The sequence below is a fragment of the Pseudomonas sp. zfem002 genome (assembly GCF_032621685.1).
GTDB classification, from domain to species: domain Bacteria; phylum Pseudomonadota; class Gammaproteobacteria; order Pseudomonadales; family Pseudomonadaceae; genus Aquipseudomonas; species Aquipseudomonas japonica.
Genome location: NZ_JAVYJH010000019.1, coordinates 1 through 20,713, shown reverse-complemented (window position 1 = coordinate 20,713; position 20,713 = coordinate 1). Strand labels below are relative to the sequence as shown.

Below are 20,713 nucleotides of genomic sequence, written 5' to 3'. Positions count from 1 at the left end.
CAGGCTCCAGGTGTCAGCGACCGAGCATCAGGCCAATCAGGCGCTCGAACGTCTTGCCATAGGGTGGGTACAACAGGCGAAAGGCCGGCCAGGCGAACTGCTGGAACACCGGCCGCAGCTTGGAGAACTCGAGAAAGCCTTCGTAACCGTGGTAATGGCCCATGCCGCTGGCCCCCACGCCGCCGAACGGCAGGTCGTGCTGGGCCACGTGCAGCCCGCAGTCGTTGAGGGCAACCCCACCGGAACGGGTGGCGGCGATCACCCGCGCCTGCACCGCGCGGCGCCGGCTGAACAGGTACAACGCCAGGGGATGGTCGCGGTCGTTGATGTAGGCCAGCGCCTCGTCGAGGCTGCGGTAGGTCTTCACTGGCAGGATCGGGCCGAAGATCTCCTCGCGCATCACCTGCATCGAGTCGCGGACATCGAGCACCAGCACCGGGGCGAGCTTGCGCGTGGCCGCGTCGCTGCGCAGGCCGGGCAGCAGCGGAACCACCCTGGCGCCCTTGTCGCGGGCATCCTCCAGGTAGCCCAGCAGGCGCTCGAAGGCCGGACGATCGACGATGGAGGTGTAGTCCCTGGCGCCCAGCGTGGGATAGCGCTTCGGCACGATGGCCTTGCAGTGCTCGACGAAGGCGTCGACCCGGCTTTCGTGGATCAGCAGGTAGTCCGGGGCCACGCAGGTCTGCCCGGCGTTCACCGTCTTCATTTGCAGGATGCGCGCCGCGGCGGTCTTCAGGTCGAAATCATCGGCCACGATCACCGGCGACTTGCCGCCCAGCTCCAGGGTCACCGGGGTCAGGTTGGCGGCGGCGGCCTTCATCACCTGGCGGCCGGTGGCCGCCGAGCCGGTGAAGATCAGGTGGTCGAACGGCAGGCTGGAGAACACCGAGCCGCTGACATTCGGCACGATGGCCAGGGTGTCCTCGGCGAAGTCCCTGGCCACCAGCCGCTGCAGCAGCGCACACAGGTGCTGCGAGTTGGCGGCCATTTTCACCATGCAGCGGTTGCCCGCCGCCAGCGCGCTGGTCAGCGGTCCCATCACCAGGAACAGCGGGTAGTTCCACGGCGCGATCACGCCCACCACGCCCTTGGGCTGCGGGATCACCCGGTTGCGCGCGCCCGCGAACCACAGCGAGCCCCGACGCCGCTGCGGCCTGATCCAGCGCACCAGGCGCCGGTGGCAGTCACGAATGCCATCGACGCTGAGAAACAGTTCCAGCAACAGCGTTTCCTGAGGGGCGCGGTTGCCGAAATCGGCGTTGATCGCCGCGCAGATGGCCTCCCGGTTGTCCAGCAGCAGGCGCTCCAGGCGCCGCAGGTGCTGGCGACGCTCCTGCAACGTGGCAATCGGCTGCTCGCGCTGCGCGGCCCGCTGCAGCGAAAGAATGCGCAACGCCGCGGCCTCGCCACAGTCGGCCGGGCTGGCGTGTATCGCTGTGTTCATCGTCGCTCCCTTCACATGAATGAGGCCAGTTGCCAGGGGCGGCAGCCGGCGCTTCGTTCAGGGTATCGAGGGGGTCGACGGATGAATTGACTGCAGGTGCCAGACTTTCAGCAGGCCGCGCCAGCGCTGCGTCCGGCCTGACGGAACTGCTGCGGCGACTGGCCGGTCCAGCGGCGGAAGGCGCGGGTGAACGAGCCGGATTCGGCATAGCCGAGCAGCAGCGAAATCTGCGTCATCGAGTAGTCGGAGTGGTTCAGGTAGCCCAGGGCAAGATCGCGGCGCACCTCTTCGACCAACAGCGAAAACTCGATGTCCTGCTCCTTGAGCCGGCGTTGCAGGGTACGCCGGCTGAGGCCCATGTATTCGCTGACCTGGTCCAGCGACGGCAGGCCGCTCGCCAGGCCCAGGGCGATCATGCGGGTGACCTGCGGCAGCAGTTCGTCGCTGACATTGCGCTGTTCGCGCTCCTGCTGCAGATAAGGCTCCAGCGCCTTGAACAGGCGCTCGTTGCCCTGGCTCACCGGCAGGTCGAAGACCTCGACCGGCAGGGTGATGCGGTTGGTCGGCTGGTTGAAGAACAGCGGGCAGCGGAACAGTTGCCGGTGCACCGAGACATCCGCCGGCCGCGGGTGCTCGAAGTCCACCCGCAGCGGCCGGACATCGCTGTCGGTGATCAACTGGAGCTGGCGCAGGATCGAGGCAATGGCGAACTCGGCATCCTGGCGCCGATTGACCACGGTGGTGTCGAGCACCTGGTAGTCGACGCGCAACTGACGCCCTTCGCGACGGTAGTCGATGGACGACTCCTGGGCGAACACCACGATGTAGGTGTGCAGCGTCATCAGCGCCTTCTCCACGCTGGGCGCGCAATGCAGGGCGTGGCCCAGGGCGCCGAAGTCATCGGCGTCGGTCTGGCTGCCCAGGGCCAGACCGATGGAGGGGTGGGCAGTACCGACGGCTTCCCAGAGCGCGACGTACTGGTCACCGGGAATTTCGATGTCGGCGCGCTCGAGCAGCGCCATGTCGATGCCGAGCGCGCCCAGGTGCGGGGCGAAAACAGACTTGAAGCGACGGAAGAAGTTTTCCGAGATGACGGTGCGCACTGATTTCATGTTGTTGTTCTTCGCCGATCGTTGCCTGGTGGCTCCGCAATCCAGAGGCGCTGACCACGCTGATACAGAAAGCCGGAAATGATCCTTGTCAGACTCATATGAGCCTGGCAGTCACAATTCAGACACAACACCCGCAGGCACGCAACTGCGAGTTGCGATGCGTTGAGCAGTCGCGGATGAGTGTGCTGCTCAAAGGCATTTGCGAGTCTGCTGTCGCTGCCTTGGGAGTATCGGAAGGAGTTTGTGGGGATACTTCCCTGCTTCGTGAAACCCGCTTTACCCTGTACCGGTCCTGATCACCGAGAACAAGGAAGCTCCCCATGCCCCTTTCCACGCTGCAATCACTCAAGCTCGAGATCATGTCAGTCACTGCGCTCTCAAGGGATGCACTGCATATCTATGCAGGTCTGGCATTGCTGATCGCCGCCAGTTGCATGACCCGAAAATCCCTGGGCTCTTTCAGCAGCTGGCTGGTGGTGCTGGCGGGAGCGAGCCTCATCGAGCTGTTCGATCTGATGGAAGACAAGGCGAGCCTGGGCTACTTGCGGTGGGATGCAAGCCTGCATGACATTGCCAATACGCTGTTCTGGCCAACGGTGCTGGTGGTGATCCATCGTTTCAAACTGATCAGAACCTGATCAGGAAACTTTTGCCGGCACACGCCATTGTCAGGCTCATATGAGCCTGACAGTCACGATTCACGCACAACACCCGCACGCACCCAACCGCCAGGTTGCCCGGCAGCCTGCAGTCACGGATGAGTGGGTGGCGCCACCTGCCGTGACGGCGACCTGGCCGCTTGTTCCAGCAGGTAGTGCCAGAACAGCGTGCCCGCGCAGACCACCAGGACCGCGGCGAACAGCATCAGGCCGGTGCTGTAGCCGGCAAACGAGTCCTTCATCAGCGACAGCACCGCGGCCCCGATGCCGGCGCTCAGTTGAAAGACGGCGTAGACAATGCCGTACAGTCGCCCGAACGAGCGGATGCCGAAGTGCTTTTTCAGCAGAAAGCCGAGGATGTCGAACTCCGCGCCGAGCAGCAGCCCGACAAGCGCCGCCGCCACGAAGGCCAGCTGCGGACCGACACCGACCGCGTAGAGAACGCAGGACAGGCTCGCCCCCAGCACCACCACCATCATCAGCAACTGGGCGCAGATGTAGTCCAGCAGCAGGCCGGTGACGACCCGCCCGACAATGGCGAACACACCGAAAGTGGCCTGCATCAGGGCGGCACGCTGAGGGGAAATGCCGGCTTCGGTGAGGATCGGAATCTGGTGCACGATCAGCCCGGTGGTCACGAAGCCCATGAGGATGAACGTGAGCGTCAGCAGCTGGAAGTCACGGGTGCGGATGGCGTCGGCGAACGCCACGCCCTCGAGCGCGCCGGACGCGACCTTTGCAGGTCCGGCCTGGGCGTTTTCCCTGATGAAGAAGAACGCGATGGGAAAGGTGATCAGCGCCATCATGGCAATGCACAGGAACCCCCAGCGCCAGCCCAGCGCCGGAATCACCAGGGCCAGGACCAGCGGCAACAACGCACCGCCGATACCGACACCGGCGTTGGCGATGCCCAGGCTGAAGCCGAGACGTCGATCGAACCAGGTCCCCACCGCCCGCAGGTAGGAGAGCGGGTAGCAACCGATCCCGGCAATGCACAGCACCAGCCAGGCCAGGTAGTAGAGCCAGAGATCGGCGCCCAGCCTGGACATCATCACCACCGCGGCGGCAAAGCACAGGATGCTCGGCAGGATGACCCGGCGCGCGCCGAAGCGATCGACCAGGTATCCCTGCAAAGGCGCCAGCAGGACCAGGGCGAAGGACATGAGGGTGATCGCCAGGGTGATCTGCGTGACCGTCCAGCCGAACTCGCGCCCCATCGGTTGCACGAAGATTCCAAAGCTGAGCAGGAAGACACTGGGGCCTGCGATGAGCGCCAGCATGCCGGCCAGCGCGACACGCCATCCCTGATACGTCCAGGAACCTTCTTTTTCACGACTCGTGGTTTCAAGCATTTTCATTCTCCAGATAGACATGCGCAGCAAAGGTCCGGGCCCCGGGCGGGCAGAGCCCGGGGCTGGTCGATGGAAAGGAACAACGGGATCCCCGGGGAACCCGCGATCAGAAATAGACCAGCGCCTCGACCATGGCGGTCAGTTGCGAGCGAGCGCTGCCGTCGCCGAAAGGACGGCCGTGGTCACGGGCGTCGAACCAGTCGTAACGCAGCTCGGGGCGCAGCGAGAGGTGGCCGTTGACATCCCAGCGCAGCCCGCTGGTGATGGCGTTGAAGTCGCCACGGGCCGTGGTCGAGGGAAACAGCGCGTAGCCGTCGGGATTGCTGAAATGCTCGCCCCGCACCGAGAAGGACAGGTCGGGCCGATACTGGTAGGTCAGCACCGCATTGCCCCCCCACCAGCGGGCGCCATCGAAACCAGGCCCGGTGACGACGTCGATGGAGCTGGCCTTGCCGTCACCTTCCTGGTGGCCATACAGAAGCTCGGCGCCCATCGACCAGTGCTCGTCGAAGCGATGCCAGGCGGTCAGCGAATGCTCCTGGCGGAACTGGTCATCCGGCGACACCACGCGACTCTTCGGGGTCTGCACATCATCGAAATCATCGTTCTGCGCGTTGCCGAGCACGAACTCGTAGTCGAGCCAGGTCTGCATGTCCGGCGTGCGCCAGCGCAGCGCGCCCATCAGCGATTTGCTGTGGTTGTTGTCACGCAGGTTCTTCCAGCCCTGGATCACGCCCAGTTCGCCACCCAGCAGCATGCTTTCGTTGGCGAGCAGGCGAGTACCCAGCAATACCCCCGCCACCGAGCCGGTCTCGGCCATGTAGGCGTAGGTCTTGCTGGCGAAGGCATTGCGCGCGGAGCGTATGTTGGGCGGGATCTCGTAACCGAAGGCGGAGCCGAAGATGCCCGCCATCACGTTGACGCCGGCCTCTGCCACCGGCAGGTAGGCGGTGGCGGCAAAATTGGGCACGGCAAGGAACAGATCCTTGTCCTCGCGCGCCTTGTTGGAGTCACTCTGGTTCATCCCCCAGCCCATGTCCCAGCCGTAGGTCCGGGCATTTTGCGCATTGCGGCCATAAACCGCTTCGACGGTGAAACCGAAATCGGCCTGCTGTGGCGCTGGCCCTGGCTTGGGGGTGATACGCGGCACCGTGGTGCCGAGCAGCGGTTTGTCGACGAACAGATGCAGACTGCCGAACTCCAGCCCTTCATCGGCGAGACCGGAAACCGGCAAGTTGCTCTGCCCGCCTTTGCGCGCCGAAGAGGAGGAACGATTGTTACGCGAGTAGCCCACGTCAAGCAGACCCGAGGCGGTGATACCGAAATCACGGGTCAGGCGCTCTCCGAACAGTTCGCGAGCCAGGGAGCCCTCGCCAACTTCCTGAGTACCCGCAGCATGCCCCTCCATTATCGTCAGGGCACCCAGAACCGCACCAAGAACATTAACCTTGATGTTATGCATCGTACGATCTCTTGTTATTGTTTTAGATAATCCAGCGCAGCGCTGCAAAACAGTGGAATCCTGTTCTGCACAATGCGCGACCGGCACGCATGTTCTGCCACACCCTCGTCTTGCGCAGTACGCAAGTGCGGCACCTTACAGTTGAAGCATTAAAGTCAGCGGCAATGTTCAGCCCTGTTTCCTGGCGCGACGCCACAGAATGTACGAAGACTTCATCTTTCCGCCGAACGCCATCGGCGGCGTGTCCAGTTTGAGTTTTTCACCCTGCCACACGCATAGGCGCTGCAAGTCCCTGGCGATCATGTTGGGCACACTGGCGTACTTGACATGGTGCGTGACCGTCGACTGTTGTTCATCCACATCGAAAGTACCCACGTAGGTAATGATGCCCTGGTTGGCGCGGGCCCGTTCTTCCACGGTACCGCCGTCCAGGGAGTTGTCGGCGAAGCGGGGAATGTCTTTCTGTGAAAGAAAGGCAACCATATGGCCGTCCGCCGCATAGATCAGGTAACCACCACAGGTCCCCGCCGCGCCTAGCGGCGGGTCGATCAGCAGATCGCCTTCGACGATCTTGAAATCGTCCATTTCCCAGGTACCAATCAATCTTTCTCTGAGCGTTGTCATAACGCCTCCGTCAACGGTTATTCACAGCGATCACGTTCAACAACTTTGCCGGGCATCAATGGGCAGGCAGATGCGCCATTTCCTTGCCGTCGATCAGCACGAACAGCACGATGCACGGTTCATCCGAACGGTTGGCCCAGGCATGGTTGGTGCCCCTCTGGATCAGTACGTCACCCGCCTTCATCAGGGTTTCCTGATTATCCAGCAGCGCATGAATCTGCCCTTTGATGACATAGGCATAATCCAGCGAAGGCGTACGGTGCATCATGTCGGGTTCATCGGCATCGGACTTCCACAGCCGATCAGGAACGAACTCGACAATCCTGAATACCGAGCCACACGCCGGTGGGTTCAAGGCAAAACGACCGGCCACCAGATCGACAGGTGATTGCTCGGTATTGTCGACAGGCGTCGCAGCGGTTTTCCACAACTCCGTCGTGGCAAAGGTGGGGATGTTCTTGATCGCATGACGATGAGCGCAAACTTCATCTTCAATGAAGATCGCCTCACCGGCCTGGTTATGCCCGGTTATGATGCGACGAAACTTCATGACCGTGTCCGCAACAGCGACACTTCCCGACTGAATAACTTCGGACATCGATATATTCCTCATTGATTGACAACTCAAGTTACCCACGAACAACCACCCGACCTGAAACTCCGTCAGGAAGTAATTTGCGAGTCGTGGTGTTTTTCTCTTTCAATAATTCAAGCGGATTGCCGTGCCGTGGATCCGGCGCGGGTTCAGATCACCAGGACCACGCGCTCAGCCGTCCCGTCCCGCCACACCGACTCGACCTCGCTCAGCGGCACGGCCCTGGCGTCGACCTTCAGGCCCGCGGGCCCGATCGCACGCAACAATTGCCCGACCACCTGCACCAGGCCCTGGTTGGACACGCTGCCCAGTCCGCTGCCGAGGATTTCCAGCCCGGAACTGCGCAGTACCCCCGGACTCATCGGGATGCTCGCCCCCGCGAGCGCGCCGATATTGACGAAGCGCACGCGGCGGGCGGCCTGGCCATCTGCATGGCCGCTCAATGCCTCCAGGATGCACGCCGCCGGCGGCCCCCACAGGTAGTCCAGCACCACATCGATGCCGCGCCCCTGGATTTCTTCACGCAGCACGGCCGTCAACTGTTCCGGCGGCGAATCCAGGCAGATGAACCCATCGGCGCCCAGGGCGCGCAGTTCGGCCTCCACGGCGGGGTTGCGCGCGGTCGCCACGACCCGCGACGCGCCGAGGTACTTGGCCACTTGAATGGCCAGGCGCCCGGAAACACCCGCGGCACCGTTCACCAGCACCTGCTCGCCGGCCTGGAAATGCGCGCGCTCCTGCAGCGCTGCCCAGGACGACATGCCCGGGTTGGCAATCGCCGCGGCCGTCAGGTCATCGACCGCGTCCGGCACCGCCACGCACTGGCGTGCATCCACCGCAACGACCTCGGCCATGGCCCCGATGGGCGCGCGAGGAAAGGCGAAATACACCCGCGTGCCATCTTCCAGCAGGCCGATGCCATCGGCACCGGGTACCAGCGGCAGTTGCGTGCCGCTGGTGTAGTGCTTGCCACTGGCCTGGGCCCGCACCAGCTGGCTCAGCGCCGCGGCACGAACCCGCACCAGCACTTCGCCGGGGCCGGCGGTCGGGGCGTCGATCTCGCCATGGCGAGGGGGCTGCTCGAAGGAATGGACAATGGCGGCTCTCACGGGACTCGGCTCCAACTGATCAAAGAGGCCCCCTGGCAAAAGGCCGGGTCGCGCCAGCTCATGACCGACGCAACCCGAACCTCATTGGGGGGATTGAGCATCGACGGGCACGGGTAGTGCCCACGATGGCATGCGCACTCCGCACATGACGATGACGTCGCCGATACAACCGATTCGGCTGCGCCCGGCCAACCTCCTGTCGGCCTGCACCGGGTTGTTGCCACGGATCACGCTAAGGCAGGAAAAATATTTAGTCAAAGAAAATATATTTTATTGCCGCCGCTGCGAGACGTCCGTGAGCCGCACGGCGAACCAGTCCGCCAGTTCGCAGTATTTCTCGTGGGTATGGTTGTAGATGCAGTGGTCGCCGTCCTCCCAGACCACCAGGCGCTTGTCGGTGCTGCTCGCCCCGTCGTGGATCCGCCGCGCGTTCTCCAGCAGGAAGATTTGGTCCGGTGCCCCGTGCAGCTGCAGCAACGGGCAGGACAGCGCTTGCTCCCGGCCAAGGATGCTGAACTGGCGCAACTTGCGCGCCGCGGCGTGCGCGTCGGAAAGGCCGAGGATCGCCTGGACCTTGCCGATGAAGCGCGGGAAACGCTCGAGGATTTCCGCAGGGTGCGTGGTACCGCCGTTGACGCAGCACGCCTGGATCCGCGAATCGTCGATGGCGCAGGCCGCCGCCAGGTAACCGCCCATGCTGTTGCCCCAGACACTGAATGAGGTAAAGCGCTGTTGTGCCTGCAACTGGTCGATCACGCAGGCGATGGCCGCGGTGTAGTCGTCGTCCAGGTACAGCTCGTGAACCAGGCGCGTCTCGCCCTGCCCTGGCCCGTCCAGCAGCAGCGTGGCGATGCCGCGCTGCGCCAGGTACTGGGCGCCGGTGAAATACTCCTCGCGCCAGCCATCGAATCCGCCCAGGCAGATGACCAGCGGCCAGTTTCCCGTGGCCTGCGGCTGTACCAGCCAGGCGCACAGCGCACCGTGGCGGTAGGCAAAGGTGCATTTCTGCATCGGCAGCGGGTCGAGGCGCGCGGCCTCGGCGAACGCCGCGACCATGCGCCCATAGACCTCGCGCTTCTGCCGGGTGTCGCTGAAGATCGCGCTATGGCCGAAGCGCAGGCACGCCGAGGCGAAGCGGTATTCGGCCATGGCGGTCGCCGTCAGGCCCTCGGCCTGCGCCCGCCCGGCATTCGCCAGGTGACGCTCGCCGAGCACGCAGGCGGCGTCGAGCCAGCTGATGTCGCGCTGGCCGAGGTCATGCAGGGCCAGCGCATCGGCGTAGTCCATGCCACCGCCCAGCAGCCGTTGCATCGGCATGGCCCGGGCATGGCGTTGGTTGTCCTTGTACAGCGCCTCGCTGGCCTGGGTTGTCGCGCAGTGGCCCAGCAAAGGTTCCAGGTAGATGGTCGACATGCTCGCCTCACTGCCCGTTCACGGGTTGTCCCAGGGCCGCGCCAAGGCGCCCGATCAACGCATCGAGCGCCGCCGGCTCGCTGGCGCCGCCGAAGCTGTAGAAGTCCGGACGGACCAGCACCGCGCGCAGTTGCTGCCGGGCAAAATAGTCGCGGTAGGTGCCATCGATGTCGACCACCTCCCCGGCGCGCCCCGTGCCCGCGGCCAGCGGCTGGATGACCTGCACCGACAGGTGTTCGAGCAGCGCGCGGGACGCCGCGCTGATCGCGTTCCAGGCATCGAAGTCGGCGATCAGTTGCCAGCCGGTGCCATGCAGGTCGTCACTGCGCTGAATCGTCCAGTCGCGCTGCAAGCGGCCTTGCGGTCCGAGCTGCCCGGCCACCGGGTGGGCCTGCGCGCCCTGGTCGATCAAGCCGCAGTCCAGCGGCGGGAATGGCGCGGGGGGCGGCACGTCGCCGTCACGGAAGGCCTTGTCGCGCTGGGCGACCTCCTCGGGATCGACCATGCACGACACCCTGCCCACCTGCACCGCCAGGTCGATGATCGCCTTGACGTGGGGCGAGCGCTCCGGCTGGTAGCTGTCGAGCAGGCGCTCATCGACCTTGTCGGCCAGGACCAGGTCCAGCTTCCAGGCCAGGTTCATCGCATCGCGCACGCCAGAGCACATGCCCTGGCCGAGGAACGGCGGCATTAGGTGGGCGGCGTCGCCGACCAGGAAGGTGCGGCCCTCGGACCAGCGTTCGGCCAGCCCCGACTTGAAGGTGTAGATCACCTGGCGGATCAGTTGCGCGTCGTCCGCGGTGATCCAGGGTGCAATGACCTTCCAGGCGTGCTCGGGGGTGAGCAACTCGTCGCGGGACTCGCCCGGCATGACCATGTATTCGAAGCGCCGGTGGCTCTTGCCGAGCTGGAACAGGCACAGCGGTCGCTGCGGGTCGCAGAGCTGGCCGTTGTCGAACTCGAACTGCAGCGGACGCAGTTGCTTGAAGTCCAGCACCACCCAGCTTTCGTTGAAGCCCAGGTCGGTCCAGGGCAGTTGCAGGTGCCGGCGCACGAAGCTGTTGGCACCGTCGGCCCCCACCAGGTAGCGGCCCTTGACGATGCGGCGCGCGCCCGTGGCCACCTCGGTGAAGGTGACGGCGACATGGTCGGCGTACTGCGCGATGTCGATGGCTTCCCAGCCGTGATTGACACTCACCGAGGCACAGTTGCCGACCGCGCGGTGCAGGGCGTTTTCCATGTGCGGTTGGTACATGAGGTAGTCGGACATCCAGCCCGACACGCCGACCTGGTCCCAGTCGAAGCTGATCAGCAGCTCACCCTGGGCATTGCGCCATTGGTACTTGGTGGCCGGAAACGCATCGCGCTCGATTTCCTCGGCAGCCCCCAGGGACTGGAAGATGCGCATGATCTCGTGATCGAAATGCCCCGCTCGCGGCAATGCATACAACGAAGGATGGCGCTCATACACCGCGACGCTGCGGCCTCGCTTGCCGAGCTGGGCCGCCAGCACCTGGCCAACCGGGCCATATCCGATCTGAACCACGTCAAACACTGTATCAACCATGAAGCCACCTCAACTTATTCTTATGAAGAACACCTCAAATATGAATGAGTGTTCATTTTTGAAATCTACCTCATATTTGCTGGCATCTCAAGCCCCGGGGTTTGCCGGTATACTCCCGGCACCTCGATCAGGAACCCCTCATGGCGAAGCAGACGGCCCAGGCCCCCACCCCCACCCCCACACGCACCCGCTCCAAGGTCAACAACGCGCACGACAGCGCTTCGCTGCCAGCAGCGGAAGAACAACCCGAGGTGAAACAGAGCCGGGCGCGGCAACGCACGCGCCTGCGCCTGATCACCGCGGCGCAGGCCGTGATGTCCAGCAAGGGCGTGGAAGGCGCCACCATCCAGGAGATTGCCGAGGAGGCCGAACTGGCCGTCGGCACCTTCTACAACCACTTCAAGACCAAGGAAGAAATCGCCAAGGCGGTGTTCGCCCGTCGCGCCGAGGAGCTGGGCGAGATCTTCGACCGGATCGGCAGGGCCACCGACGACCCGGCCAAGGCGATAGTGTTCATCCAGCGCACCTACATCGAGCGGGCCCTGGCGGACCCGGTCTGGGGCTGGTTCGTGATCCATGCCGAGTTCAGCCTGCGGCAGAACGAGGAAACCTTCCGCGAACGCGGTCGCAACGACATCCTGCGCGGCATCCAGGCCGGGCGTTTCGACTGCCGGCACTGTGTCGACAGCGCCATCAGCATCACCCTGAGCACCCTGGTGGCGGTGACCCGGCAGATCCTCGAGGGCCGGGCCGGGCCCGACGCCGTGTTCGAAATGCTCGAACTGATGCTGCGCATGTACGGCATGCCGGGCAGCGAAGCCGCCGCCCTCGCCCGCCTGCCCCTGCCGGACCTCAGCGCCCTGGACAACGTCTGACCAGGGCCCGCCTGCCCGATCAGCGCCGGCTGATGACCGGCAGCTTCTCCAGCGACGAGGTGTCGCTGTCGGCGAAGCCCGAGTGATAAGGCGCTTCGAGGCGGATCAGGGTGTTGGCATCGATCTGGCGGATCTGCCCGTCGACGATCTTGTACAGCTCATACACCTGCATTGCCCGCTCCTCCCCGAGCCCCAGTGGCGCCTTGGCGGAGAAGCGCATGACGAACGCGGCGACGACCACCCCGCTGGCCTCGTCGGCGACGAAGAAGCGGCGATTGCCGATACTGGCGACGATATCCGGCGGCAGGTTCACCCCATCCGCGCACGGGCCGGTGAGGTCGAGCAGGCCGCCGTACTTCTGCCGATGGTTGTTGGTCATGCGCAGGCCGCTTTCATAGCGTTCGCAACGTGGCGAGAACGGGATGCGCCCGTCATCACGGGAAACGTTCAGGGCGTCAAGATAGGCATTGGCGATGGCCATCATCCGCTCGCGGCTGGAGCGGCGCGCCGCGGGCACCTCGGCCGACCAGAGAAGCTCATCGAATCGCGCAAGGCCTTCGTTGTCTCGCGGGAACACGGTCTTGCGCGCGTCCTTCTTGCCGTCGTCCATGTACATGATCTCGGACTCGGCGATCTGTCGCCCGCTGACCTTCAGGCGGACGAAGAACGTGTACGGGGCCGCGTCGATTTCGGCGGCACCGAAGTACACCACCTGGCCACTGCTGGCATCGGCGCTGGTGATGCCGCTGAGCAGGCGCGCCACCGAGGTCCAGGCCGTTCCCTGGCCAATGGTCACCGGCCGGGTGTTCTCGCGGGCGGGCACGTCGAGCTTGAGTGGCAGGCCCTTGGCGTCGTGCCGCAGCAGCTGCGCCAGGTAATTGTCCATGATGCCGGTCAGGCAGGCCTTGTCGCAGGTGCTGCCTTGCGCACTGGCAAGGCCGGGGAACAGGGCGCAGGCCGCAAGGGCGGCAATGCCCAACAGGCGGGTGCGCAGGCGGTGTCGCAAAGTGTCGTGGCGTTTCATCGGGGTCACCTTGTTGTCTGGGTGTCGAAGGCATGCGTCAGGGCCGTGGCGCTGTCGCATGCCGCGTCATGGAGCTGCGTTGGATCAACTGCCGTGAGGCGAGCCCGGGAGCTTGCTCCAGGCGGAGGTGTCGCTATCGGCGAACCCTGACTGATAGGGCGGCTTGAAGCGGTGAAGGGTGTTGGCATCGATCAGGCGGATCCGCCCATCGACGATCTTGAACACCTCGTACACCAGGGTGGCGTGGTCCTCGGCCAGCCCCAGCGGCGCCTTGTCCGAGTACTGCAGGGCGAACGACAGCGCGACGATGCCGGTCTCGGGGTCGGCCACGAAGAAACGCCGGTTGTAGACGTGGTCGACGATGTTCGGCGGCAGGTTGATCCCCGACACGCAGGGGCCATTGAGCGGCAGCAGGTCGCCGAAGACCCTGGTGCTGTTGGTCATGCGCAGGCCGCTTTCATAGCGCTCGCAGCGCGGGTCGAAGGGAATGCGCCCCTGGTCGTGGGCGGCGCTCAGGCCGTCGAGGTAGGCATCGGCGATGGCCAGCAGGCGATCGCGACTGCTGCGACGGTCTTCGGGCAGGCGGGCGAACCAGAGGATATCGTCGATCTGGGTCAGGCCTGCGGTATCACGCGGGAAGAGCTTCTTGCGCGTGTCCTTCTGGCCGTCGTCCATGTACATGATTTCCGACTCGACGATCTTGCGGTGCGCCACCTTGAGCCGCACCACCAGGGTATGCGGCGCCTTGGCGATCTCGGCGGCGCCGAAATACACGACCTGCCCGCTGAGCGGGTCAGCCGAGGTGAAGCCACTGAGCAATCGTTCGAGTGCTGTCCAGGCCGTGCCCGTGCCGATCGCCACCGGCTCGGCATTCTCCCGCGCCACCACGCTCGGGGCGAGCGGCAAGCCTTGCGCGTCGTGCGCCAGGAGCTGGCGCAGGTAGCCGTCCATCATCGATTCCAGGCATGCCTTGTCGCAACGTGCACTTTCGCCACTGGCACAGGCCATCGCACTGCACAGTGACAATAGTGTGGCGACCAGGGTATTGCGCAGCCAGGTACCGCGCCTTGAATATTCAAACGCCCGCATGAGTATTTCTCCTTGTATGAACAACCGATAGGCAATAACGACACGGCATGTCGTCAGAAAAACTTCGTTCCCACTCGAAGGGTGTAGATATTGTTCGCCAGGGTATTGTCGCCATCGATATCCAGGAGCGCCTTGAAACCAACTTCCCAAGGTTGTTCCCCGACCTTGAAAGCGAAAGTCGCCACCGGCCCGAGTTGCAGGAACATGGCACGATTACCATCACCCACAACTTCACCGTGCCATTGGTCGTCCTTCACCTGTTTGGCATAGGAACCGGCCAGGCCGAACTGCAGTGGCCCGTTGCGCAAGGTGGCGGCGAAGTCCACGTTGACCAGGTCACCACTGAGGTAGTGGTTGTCCGGATTCTCGTACTGGTAGTTGTAATAAAGACGTGCGCTCAACTCCATGGCCTGGCCATAGTCGATCAGGCTCGGGAAGGTGTAGGTCAGGGCCACGCTGGGCGACAGCACGTAGTGGTTCAGGCCCACGTTCACCGGTTTGTCGACGTCGTAATGGCCGGTCGGAAAGGTCACCCCCGCGGTCAGCCCGACGGCCAGCCCCCAGGGAATCGGCGGGCCGTTTCCCGGCACTGGCTGCGCGGGGCCGCCAAAGGGGAACAGCCGGCTCCAGAACAGCGGTTCAAGGTAGATATCGCCGAATCCGTTGTCCTGGGTGGTCGGCAGCAGCCCGTCGATCTCGGCCTTCACATGGGCGTAGCTGCCCAGCATCATCGAGCCGATGCGCCCGCCCAGCACTTCCCCGGGGTACACCGCGAGCACCGCGGCGGCCAGGCCGCTCGACGTTCCCCGGGCGGAAGTCGTGCCGTCGGGACCGTAGAAACGGGTGTTGTCCGGGACGGTGATGCCGGCGACGGCGTAGAGCCCGGGTTCGGGCAGCAGCGCCGAGCGGATGTCCGCGCCGCCCACCGGGCCCGGCAAGCGGATGCCTTCGGCGGCGTGGGCAACTGTCGTCCAGGCCTGGGCCAGCAGCACACCGGCCAGCATTGCCTGGCGGATGCAGTGAGGCGCACGCAATGGCCTGCCTGTCATGGGTTGTTGCTTATTCATTCTGGATACTCGCACTTATTATTCTTGTGATTGCTTGATCGTTCAGACTGATTGTTTATTTCCTTGCGTTCATCCCTCCAAGTTCTCCGTGCATTGAAATCATTCTGGGAATACCGTACCGTTCTTTAAAAAAGCCATCATGACTGCGTGTCAGGGGTGCAAATAAAATGCAACTTTCCCACTTGCCAGCGTTGACCGAAGTTATTCATCCCCCGCTGAAGATTGCAAACTTGATGCTCACCGCAAAAGACCTGGGTATTGCACCCGAGCGCTGTTTGCACGGCACATGCCTGGACGTGCAAAGTGTCTTCGATGCCCACACCAAAACCTCCATCGCTCAATACCTGAAGACCTGCAGCAACGTTATCGCGCTGGCCCGGGACCCTGAACTTTCCTTTCTCTGCGGCCAGCGCACCTCGCTATCGTCCTTCGGCCTGCTCGGCTTCGGCGTCCTCTGCGCCCCCGACCTGCGCGAGGCCATCGTCAGCACACTGCGCTACCAGCCGCTGGCAGGCCTGGCGATGAAATACGACTGGTACCTCGGCACCCATGCCAGCTACTGGAGTGCACAGTGCCCCGCGGACCTCGATCCTGCGCTGCTGCGCTTTCTCCTCGAAGAGCACTTCACCCGCATGAGCGTGAATCTCGCCGAAGCCTTCGGCGAGGACGCCCGCCCCCTGCTGATTCGCCTGCCCTACGCCCGGCCCGAGCATGCCGACCTCTATCGCCGCTACTGGAACTGCGCGCTGCAGTTCGGCGCCCCGCGGGCCGAGTACCACATCGACCCGGGGCTGACTGGCCGCCCGTCGCGGTTCGCCAACGTGCAAACCTGGGAAACCGTGTGCAACGCCTGCGACCTGTTGATGAGCACGCTCGGCGCCCGGGACATCACCGGCAAGGTGAAGCGGCTGCTCGGCGCCACCCCTGGCCACCTCCCCGGCATGGAGGAAATCGCCGCGCGCCTGGCGATGACCACCCGCACCCTGCGACGCCACCTGACCCAGGAAAACACCTCCTTCTCCGATATCGCCGATGAGGTCCGCAAGTGCGCTGCCCTGGACTACCTCAGGTCGCGGGACATCGCGCTCGACGAGGTCGCGGCCCTGGTCGGCTTCAGCGAACCGGCGAGCTTTCGCCGCGCCTTCAAGAAATGGACCGGGCAATCCCCGGGCAGCTATCGGGACAACCTGCTGTACCTCGGCTGACGCTCAGTAGCGCTTGCTCTCGTCCCAGCGCTGGTAGGGCTCCGGCGGTTCAGGCTGCAGTTGCTGGCGTGTGTTGATGCTGTACTGCGCCTGGTTGACCCCGGGACCGTCGGGGCGGGTGCCCTCCGGGAAGTCGCCGAAGGCTTTTTCCCACTTCTCGTACAGCGGCACCTGCTCCCAGGTCTGCGGGTCCCAGTCCTCGCCGAAGCCGACCCAGTTGGTCCGGAACAGGTTGGTGAAGTAGTGGTGCCAGATCTTCCACACACCGTCTTCCTTCACGAAGTCGATGCCGTACTTGTCCCACTCCCAGAAGGCCGACGGCTTGCCCTCGGGGCTTCTAACCGCGACGAAGCCGACACCGGTCCACATGCCGCGTGCCGTCAGGCCATCGCCGGCCACTTCGATGAACGGCGTGGCCAGGGCATGCACCGGCATCATTCCCGGCGGGTTCGGGTCGGCCCATTTCGACAGCACGCCCCAGGCCCGTTCCGCGGCCTGCGGCCCTTCCCAGGTACCCAGCTCGGCGATGCACACGCGCACCCCCGGGGTCTTGCTGGCGAACAGGCCGGGAATCAGGTTGTTGAGGTTGGCGGTGTGGTAGTAGGCGTAGCGCGCAAACAGATTCTTGATCTCAGCGACGGCCTGGGCCCGTTCGAGTTCGTGCTGCACCCGCGCCAGGGTGTGCTCCAGTTGGTCGATTCTTTCCAGCAGTTGCCCTTCAGACATGATCCTGTCCTGTTCCTGTCGATCTGCAAAGTTCATGGAAACGTCGTTCGCGATTTGCTGCAGCGGGCCCGGCTACAGGTGCAACGATACGGCGTGCCCGTCGGCCAGACGAGGTCCCTGGCGGACAGCGGCATACCGATTCGGACATTCTTCATGGGCACCGGCGGATCACCTCAGAGGGCCGCGAGGCGGCCCGCGCCTGGCCTCCGGCTACAGGTGAAACGCCCCGATCACCTCGCGCAGGCCGCAGGCCAGGCGCGTCAACTCCTCGGTGGCGGCACGCAACTGCTCGGCGCTGCTGGTGGTGCGCAGCGACAGGTCGCGAATGTTCAGCAGGTTGCCGTCGATCTCCCGGGCCACGCTGGCCTGCTCGTGGGCGGCACCGGCGATCACCAGGTTGCGCTGGCTGATGTCCTCCACCGTACCGCCCAGCACCTGCAGGGCATCGGCGGTGGCGTGCGCGGTGCCGAGGGTGGCGCGGGCGTGCTCCTGGTTCTGCTGCATGCTGGCCACCGCCTGCCGCGCCGCGCCATGCAACTGCCCGATCATGCTTTCGATTTCGCCGGTGGATTGCTGGGTGCGCAAGGCCAGCGCACGGACTTCCTCGGCGACCACGGCGAAGCCGCGCCCGGCATCCCCGGCGCGGGCGGCCTCGATGGCCGCGTTGAGGGCCAGCAGGTTGGTCTGCTCGGCCACCGCGCGGATCACCTCCAGCACCCGCGCGATTCCCTGCACACCGCTGGCCAGCGTCTGCACCTGCTCCGCCGCCAGCCCGACCTCGTCGACCAGACCGGTGATCGCCCCCAGGCTGCCCTGGACGTCTTCACACCCAGAACGCGCGGCCTGCTCGCCGCGCGCCGAGACATCTGCGGTCATGGCCGCATTGCGCGCCACCTCGTCGGCGGTGGCGGTCATCTGGGTCACGGCGGTGGCCGCCAGGTCGATCTCCTCGCTCTGGCGGCGCATCTCCTGCGTCGAGGTTGCGCTGAGCCCGTGCAACTGCTCGGCCGCCGCGCCCAGTTGCTGCGACGCCCCACCGATGCGCCGCAGCGTACTCGCCAGGTTGTCGCGCATCTGGTTCAGCGCCTCGATCAGGCGCGCCGGTTCGTCGCGACCGACCGGCGCCACGCCCCGGCTCAGGTCACCGGCGGCGATGAGGCGCGCCATGTCCAGGGCCTGGGCCAAGGGTTGCACCAGGCTGCGGGTGTACAACCAGGCCAGCAGGCAGGTGGCCAGGGCAATCGCCAGCAGCGCCAGCGCCACCCCGTCGAGGGTCCGTTGCCGGGCCAGCGCCACGGCCTTGGCGGCCTGCTGGTAACCCTCGACACAGAAGGTCTTGAGCGCATCGGTCGCCTGGGCCTGCTCCAGCGCCTGGCGATCGATAGGCCCGCCTAGCGCGCTGCGGGCCTGGTCGATCTCGCCGGCCTGGGCCAGGCGGATCACGTCGGCCTGGCCCTGGGCAAAGCGCGCATAGGCGTCCAGGTAGGCCTGGAACAACTGGCGCTCCCGCGGTTCCTGGAGGGCCTGTTCGATACGGCGCTGGCGCTGGCGAACATCGGCCAGCGCCTCGTGCAGCGCGGCGAGGTTGGCCGTCCGGGCGGCGGCATCCTGCAGCACGATCAGGCGGAAGGTCATCACCCCGGCGCGCTGCACCACATCATTGAGCTCGTTGAGCTGGAGGATGACCGGCACCCAGCGCTCGGTGACCTGCGCCGACAGCCGCTCCATGCGCTGGATCATCGCCAGGGCGAACAGCCCCAGCAGCAGGACCAACGCGACAATGAAACCGAAGCCCAGCAGTGAACGGGTGGCCAGGTTGAGATTTCGCAGAAAGCGCATCTGAATATTCCTGAAGACAAGATCGAGCCCGGGCGGCGCTGGCGGTGCCAGCAGCGCCCGGGCCAGGCAAGGGATGACGGCTCAGTGGGCCTCGGGGGACTGTTCCACCGGCTGAGCGGCAGCGGCACGGCGAACCGGCGCGGTTTCCCGCAGCAGGCTGGCCACCAGCAGCCCCGCCACGGCGCCGCCCAAGGCCAGGTAAAGGGTGTTCTCGATGCCGTGGTGCTGGGCGATGAACCCCGCCAGGGCCGGCGCGATGCCACCGCCGAAGACCTCGCCGATGCCCACTACCAGCCCGGTGGCGGTGGACACCAGCGGCAAGGGCACCGACTCGCTGGTGATCGGTCCCACCGTCATGCAGATCATGCTGAAGTTGAAGAAGGTGGTGAAAAACAGCAGCACGAACAGCGTCCATGGCTCGGCCCCCGTGCGCATCAGCAGACCGATGCAGGCAGCCGTGGCGACGAAGCAGCCCAGCACCACCGGCTTGCGTCCGATGCGGTCGGACAGCCCCGGCAGGAGCAGTTGCCCGACGAAGCCGCCGAGGCCGATGGCCGACATGACGAAGCCCATCTGCTGCAGGCTCAGGTGCAGGTAGTCGGTCAGGTAGTTGGGCATCATCACGCTGAGCACGAACAGGCTGGTGAGCATGCAGAACATGCCGAGGATGTTCAGCGGCACGTTGCGGTAGCGCAGTGCGTCGAGCCAGCGCCCCTGTGCCTGCCTGGCCAGCGGCGTGTCAGCGGCTGGTGCGCGGGTCTCCTTGAGGTAGCGGTACATGAACCACGCCAGCAGGAAGCCCGGCAGCGACACCACCACGAACACCCAGCGCCAGGACGGCAGCACCAGCAGCAGTTGGGTCGCCAGGATCGGCGCCAGGCCAAGGCCGAGGATCGGGAAGAAGGCCTGCTGGATGCCGATGTTCAGGCCGCGCCGCGACGGGTGCGAGGACTCCGCCGTCGCGGCGATGGCCGTGGGCGTGAAGGCCCCCTCGCTGATGCCCATCACCGCGCGGATCAGCAGCAGCGCGGCAATGCCGTTGGCCAGGCCCGACAGCCCGGCCAGCAGCGAGAACAGCAGCACCGCGGGCAACAGCACCCGACGCCGGCCGATGCGGTCGGACAGGCGCCCCATATAGATGGAGGAAAGGCCCCAGGCGATGGCCAGCACGGCCGAGATATTGCCCAGGTCCTGATAGTCCAGTTGCAGTTCGGCCATCATCACCGGGAACAGCGGCAGGATGATGAAGCGGTCCAGGCCGACCAGGCCAAAGCCCAGGGCGAGCATGGCAACCGCCAGGTATTCGTAACGCGCATTCCAGTGTTTTTCATCGTTATGCATGGCAGGGGTACTCTGTGAGCGGGCGGTGGCGATCAGAAATAGACCAGGGCTTCGACCAGCGCGGTCAGTTGGCTGCGGTCGCGGCCATTGCCGAACGGCCGGTCGTGGTCGCGGGCATCGAACCAGTCGTAGCGCAGCTCGGGGCGCAGCGAGAGGTTGCCGTTGACGTCCCAGCGCAGGCCGGTGGTGATGGCGTTGTAATCACCCCGG

The 20,713-nt window shown here is 64.9% G+C and carries 19 protein-coding genes and 1 pseudogene; 3 read left to right on the top strand and 17 right to left on the bottom strand.

The window, feature by feature from the left end:
• Nucleotides 1-13 precede the first annotated feature (13 nt).
• On the bottom strand, nt 14-1,444 hold the full coding sequence (locus tag RTI28_RS19965) for a coniferyl aldehyde dehydrogenase (protein ID WP_316922018.1): 1,431 nt from the start codon (nt 1,442-1,444) through the stop codon (nt 14-16).
• A gap of 107 nt (nt 1,445-1,551) precedes the next feature.
• On the bottom strand, nt 1,552-2,556 hold the full coding sequence (locus RTI28_RS19960) for an AraC family transcriptional regulator (protein ID WP_316922017.1): 1,005 nt from the start codon (nt 2,554-2,556) through the stop codon (nt 1,552-1,554).
• A 320-nt stretch (nt 2,557-2,876) separates the two neighbouring features.
• Between RTI28_RS19960 and RTI28_RS19955 the strand changes: the two genes are divergently transcribed.
• The gene (locus RTI28_RS19955) at nt 2,877-3,194 is read left to right on the top strand and encodes a hypothetical protein (RefSeq protein ID WP_316922016.1); all 318 of its coding nucleotides are present in this window, start codon (nt 2,877-2,879) and stop codon (nt 3,192-3,194) included.
• 113 nt (nt 3,195-3,307) lie between these two features.
• Here RTI28_RS19955 and RTI28_RS19950 read toward each other — a convergent pair whose 3' ends face one another.
• The 7 genes from RTI28_RS19950 to RTI28_RS19920 all read right to left on the bottom strand — a co-directional run bounded on the left by RTI28_RS19950 (nt 3,308) and on the right by RTI28_RS19920 (nt 11,316).
• Complete coding sequence (locus RTI28_RS19950; protein ID WP_316922015.1) at nt 3,308-4,567, bottom strand: MFS transporter; 1,260 nt, start codon at nt 4,565-4,567, stop codon at nt 3,308-3,310.
• A gap of 106 nt (nt 4,568-4,673) precedes the next feature.
• Nucleotides 4,674-6,029, bottom strand: coding sequence for an outer membrane beta-barrel protein (locus RTI28_RS19945; RefSeq protein ID WP_316922014.1), 1,356 nt, complete (start codon nt 6,027-6,029; stop codon nt 4,674-4,676).
• A 168-nt stretch (nt 6,030-6,197) separates the two neighbouring features.
• Complete coding sequence (locus tag RTI28_RS19940) at nt 6,198-6,653, bottom strand: lipocalin-like domain-containing protein (protein WP_316922013.1); 456 nt, start codon at nt 6,651-6,653, stop codon at nt 6,198-6,200.
• Between the two features lie 55 nt (nt 6,654-6,708).
• Entirely contained in the window at nt 6,709-7,251 is a 543-nt protein-coding gene (locus RTI28_RS19935) for a cupin domain-containing protein (RefSeq protein ID WP_316922012.1), read from the bottom strand.
• A 146-nt stretch (nt 7,252-7,397) separates the two neighbouring features.
• The gene (locus tag RTI28_RS19930; RefSeq protein WP_316922011.1) at nt 7,398-8,357 is read right to left on the bottom strand and encodes a zinc-binding alcohol dehydrogenase family protein; all 960 of its coding nucleotides are present in this window, start codon (nt 8,355-8,357) and stop codon (nt 7,398-7,400) included.
• Nucleotides 8,358-8,627: 270 nt separating this feature from the next.
• Nucleotides 8,628-9,770 (bottom strand): alpha/beta hydrolase family protein, encoded by a 1,143-nt coding sequence (locus RTI28_RS19925; RefSeq protein ID WP_316922010.1) that lies wholly within the window; start codon nt 9,768-9,770, stop codon nt 8,628-8,630.
• Nucleotides 9,771-9,777: 7 nt separating this feature from the next.
• Nucleotides 9,778-11,316: a bifunctional 3-(3-hydroxy-phenyl)propionate/3-hydroxycinnamic acid hydroxylase gene (locus tag RTI28_RS19920; RefSeq protein ID WP_316922009.1), complete on the bottom strand. Its 1,539-nt coding sequence runs from the start codon at nt 11,314-11,316 to the stop codon at nt 9,778-9,780.
• 161 nt (nt 11,317-11,477) lie between these two features.
• On the opposite strand from RTI28_RS19920, the gene RTI28_RS19915 reads away from it, so the two are divergent.
• Complete coding sequence (locus tag RTI28_RS19915; RefSeq protein ID WP_316922008.1) at nt 11,478-12,212, top strand: TetR/AcrR family transcriptional regulator; 735 nt, start codon at nt 11,478-11,480, stop codon at nt 12,210-12,212.
• Nucleotides 12,213-12,231: 19 nt separating this feature from the next.
• Here the strand turns inward: RTI28_RS19915 and RTI28_RS19910 are convergent, their stop codons facing one another.
• From RTI28_RS19910 to RTI28_RS19900, 3 genes are all read right to left on the bottom strand, one after another.
• Nucleotides 12,232-13,236 carry a hypothetical protein gene (locus tag RTI28_RS19910; RefSeq protein ID WP_316922007.1) on the bottom strand — a complete coding sequence of 335 codons (1,005 nt, stop codon included), beginning with the start codon at nt 13,234-13,236 and terminating at the stop codon, nt 12,232-12,234.
• 84 nt (nt 13,237-13,320) lie between these two features.
• Entirely contained in the window at nt 13,321-14,325 is a 1,005-nt protein-coding gene (locus RTI28_RS19905; protein ID WP_316922006.1) for a hypothetical protein, read from the bottom strand.
• Between the two features lie 53 nt (nt 14,326-14,378).
• Nucleotides 14,379-15,359, bottom strand: a complete 981-nt coding sequence (locus RTI28_RS19900; protein ID WP_316922005.1) for a transporter — start codon at nt 15,357-15,359, stop codon at nt 14,379-14,381.
• Between the two features lie 266 nt (nt 15,360-15,625).
• Here RTI28_RS19900 and RTI28_RS19895 point away from each other — a divergent pair, with 266 nt between their 5' ends.
• Nucleotides 15,626-16,597: an AraC family transcriptional regulator gene (locus RTI28_RS19895; RefSeq protein WP_316922004.1), complete on the top strand. Its 972-nt coding sequence runs from the start codon at nt 15,626-15,628 to the stop codon at nt 16,595-16,597.
• Nucleotides 16,598-16,600: 3 nt separating this feature from the next.
• Here the strand turns inward: RTI28_RS19895 and RTI28_RS19890 are convergent, their stop codons facing one another.
• The 5 genes and pseudogenes from RTI28_RS19890 to RTI28_RS19875 all read right to left on the bottom strand — a co-directional run.
• On the bottom strand, nt 16,601-17,323 hold the full coding sequence (locus RTI28_RS19890) for a nuclear transport factor 2 family protein (RefSeq protein WP_316922003.1): 723 nt from the start codon (nt 17,321-17,323) through the stop codon (nt 16,601-16,603).
• 210 nt (nt 17,324-17,533) lie between these two features.
• A complete protein-coding gene (locus tag RTI28_RS30435) occupies nt 17,534-18,289 on the bottom strand; it encodes a methyl-accepting chemotaxis protein (protein WP_401252760.1) in 756 nt (251 codons plus the stop codon).
• 105 nt (nt 18,290-18,394) lie between these two features.
• Nucleotides 18,395-19,162: pseudogene (locus tag RTI28_RS30430) on the bottom strand (MCP four helix bundle domain-containing protein); the annotation flags it as partial.
• A gap of 81 nt (nt 19,163-19,243) precedes the next feature.
• On the bottom strand, nt 19,244-20,503 hold the full coding sequence (locus RTI28_RS19880; protein WP_316922001.1) for an MFS transporter: 1,260 nt from the start codon (nt 20,501-20,503) through the stop codon (nt 19,244-19,246).
• 32 nt (nt 20,504-20,535) lie between these two features.
• A partial coding sequence (locus RTI28_RS19875) for an outer membrane beta-barrel protein (RefSeq protein ID WP_316922193.1) occupies nt 20,536-20,713 on the bottom strand: 178 nt, incomplete at its 5' end.

Excerpts from the sequence above, each read along its gene's own strand:
- RTI28_RS19895 (WP_316922004.1), top strand. The coding sequence starts at position 15,626 with ATGCTCACCGCAAAAGACCTGGGTATTGCACCCGAGCGCTGTTTGCAC.
- RTI28_RS19935 (WP_316922012.1), bottom strand. The coding sequence starts at position 7,251 with ATGTCCGAAGTTATTCAGTCGGGAAGTGTCGCTGTTGCGGACACGGTC.
- RTI28_RS19940 (WP_316922013.1), bottom strand. The coding sequence starts at position 6,653 with ATGACAACGCTCAGAGAAAGATTGATTGGTACCTGGGAAATGGACGAT.
- RTI28_RS19905 (WP_316922006.1), bottom strand. The coding sequence starts at position 14,325 with ATGCGGGCGTTTGAATATTCAAGGCGCGGTACCTGGCTGCGCAATACC.
- RTI28_RS19880 (WP_316922001.1), bottom strand. The coding sequence starts at position 20,503 with ATGCATAACGATGAAAAACACTGGAATGCGCGTTACGAATACCTGGCG.
- RTI28_RS19910 (WP_316922007.1), bottom strand. The coding sequence starts at position 13,236 with ATGAAACGCCACGACACTTTGCGACACCGCCTGCGCACCCGCCTGTTG.
- RTI28_RS19965 (WP_316922018.1), bottom strand. The coding sequence starts at position 1,444 with ATGAACACAGCGATACACGCCAGCCCGGCCGACTGTGGCGAGGCCGCG.
- RTI28_RS19945 (WP_316922014.1), bottom strand. The coding sequence starts at position 6,029 with ATGCATAACATCAAGGTTAATGTTCTTGGTGCGGTTCTGGGTGCCCTG.
- RTI28_RS30435 (WP_401252760.1), bottom strand. The coding sequence starts at position 18,289 with ATGCGCCGCCAGAGCGAGGAGATCGACCTGGCGGCCACCGCCGTGACC.
- RTI28_RS19955 (WP_316922016.1), top strand. The coding sequence starts at position 2,877 with ATGCCCCTTTCCACGCTGCAATCACTCAAGCTCGAGATCATGTCAGTC.
- RTI28_RS19890 (WP_316922003.1), bottom strand. The coding sequence starts at position 17,323 with ATGTCTGAAGGGCAACTGCTGGAAAGAATCGACCAACTGGAGCACACC.
- RTI28_RS19925 (WP_316922010.1), bottom strand. The coding sequence starts at position 9,770 with ATGTCGACCATCTACCTGGAACCTTTGCTGGGCCACTGCGCGACAACC.
- RTI28_RS19950 (WP_316922015.1), bottom strand. The coding sequence starts at position 4,567 with ATGCTTGAAACCACGAGTCGTGAAAAAGAAGGTTCCTGGACGTATCAG.
- RTI28_RS19915 (WP_316922008.1), top strand. The coding sequence starts at position 11,478 with ATGGCGAAGCAGACGGCCCAGGCCCCCACCCCCACCCCCACACGCACC.
- RTI28_RS19960 (WP_316922017.1), bottom strand. The coding sequence starts at position 2,556 with ATGAAATCAGTGCGCACCGTCATCTCGGAAAACTTCTTCCGTCGCTTC.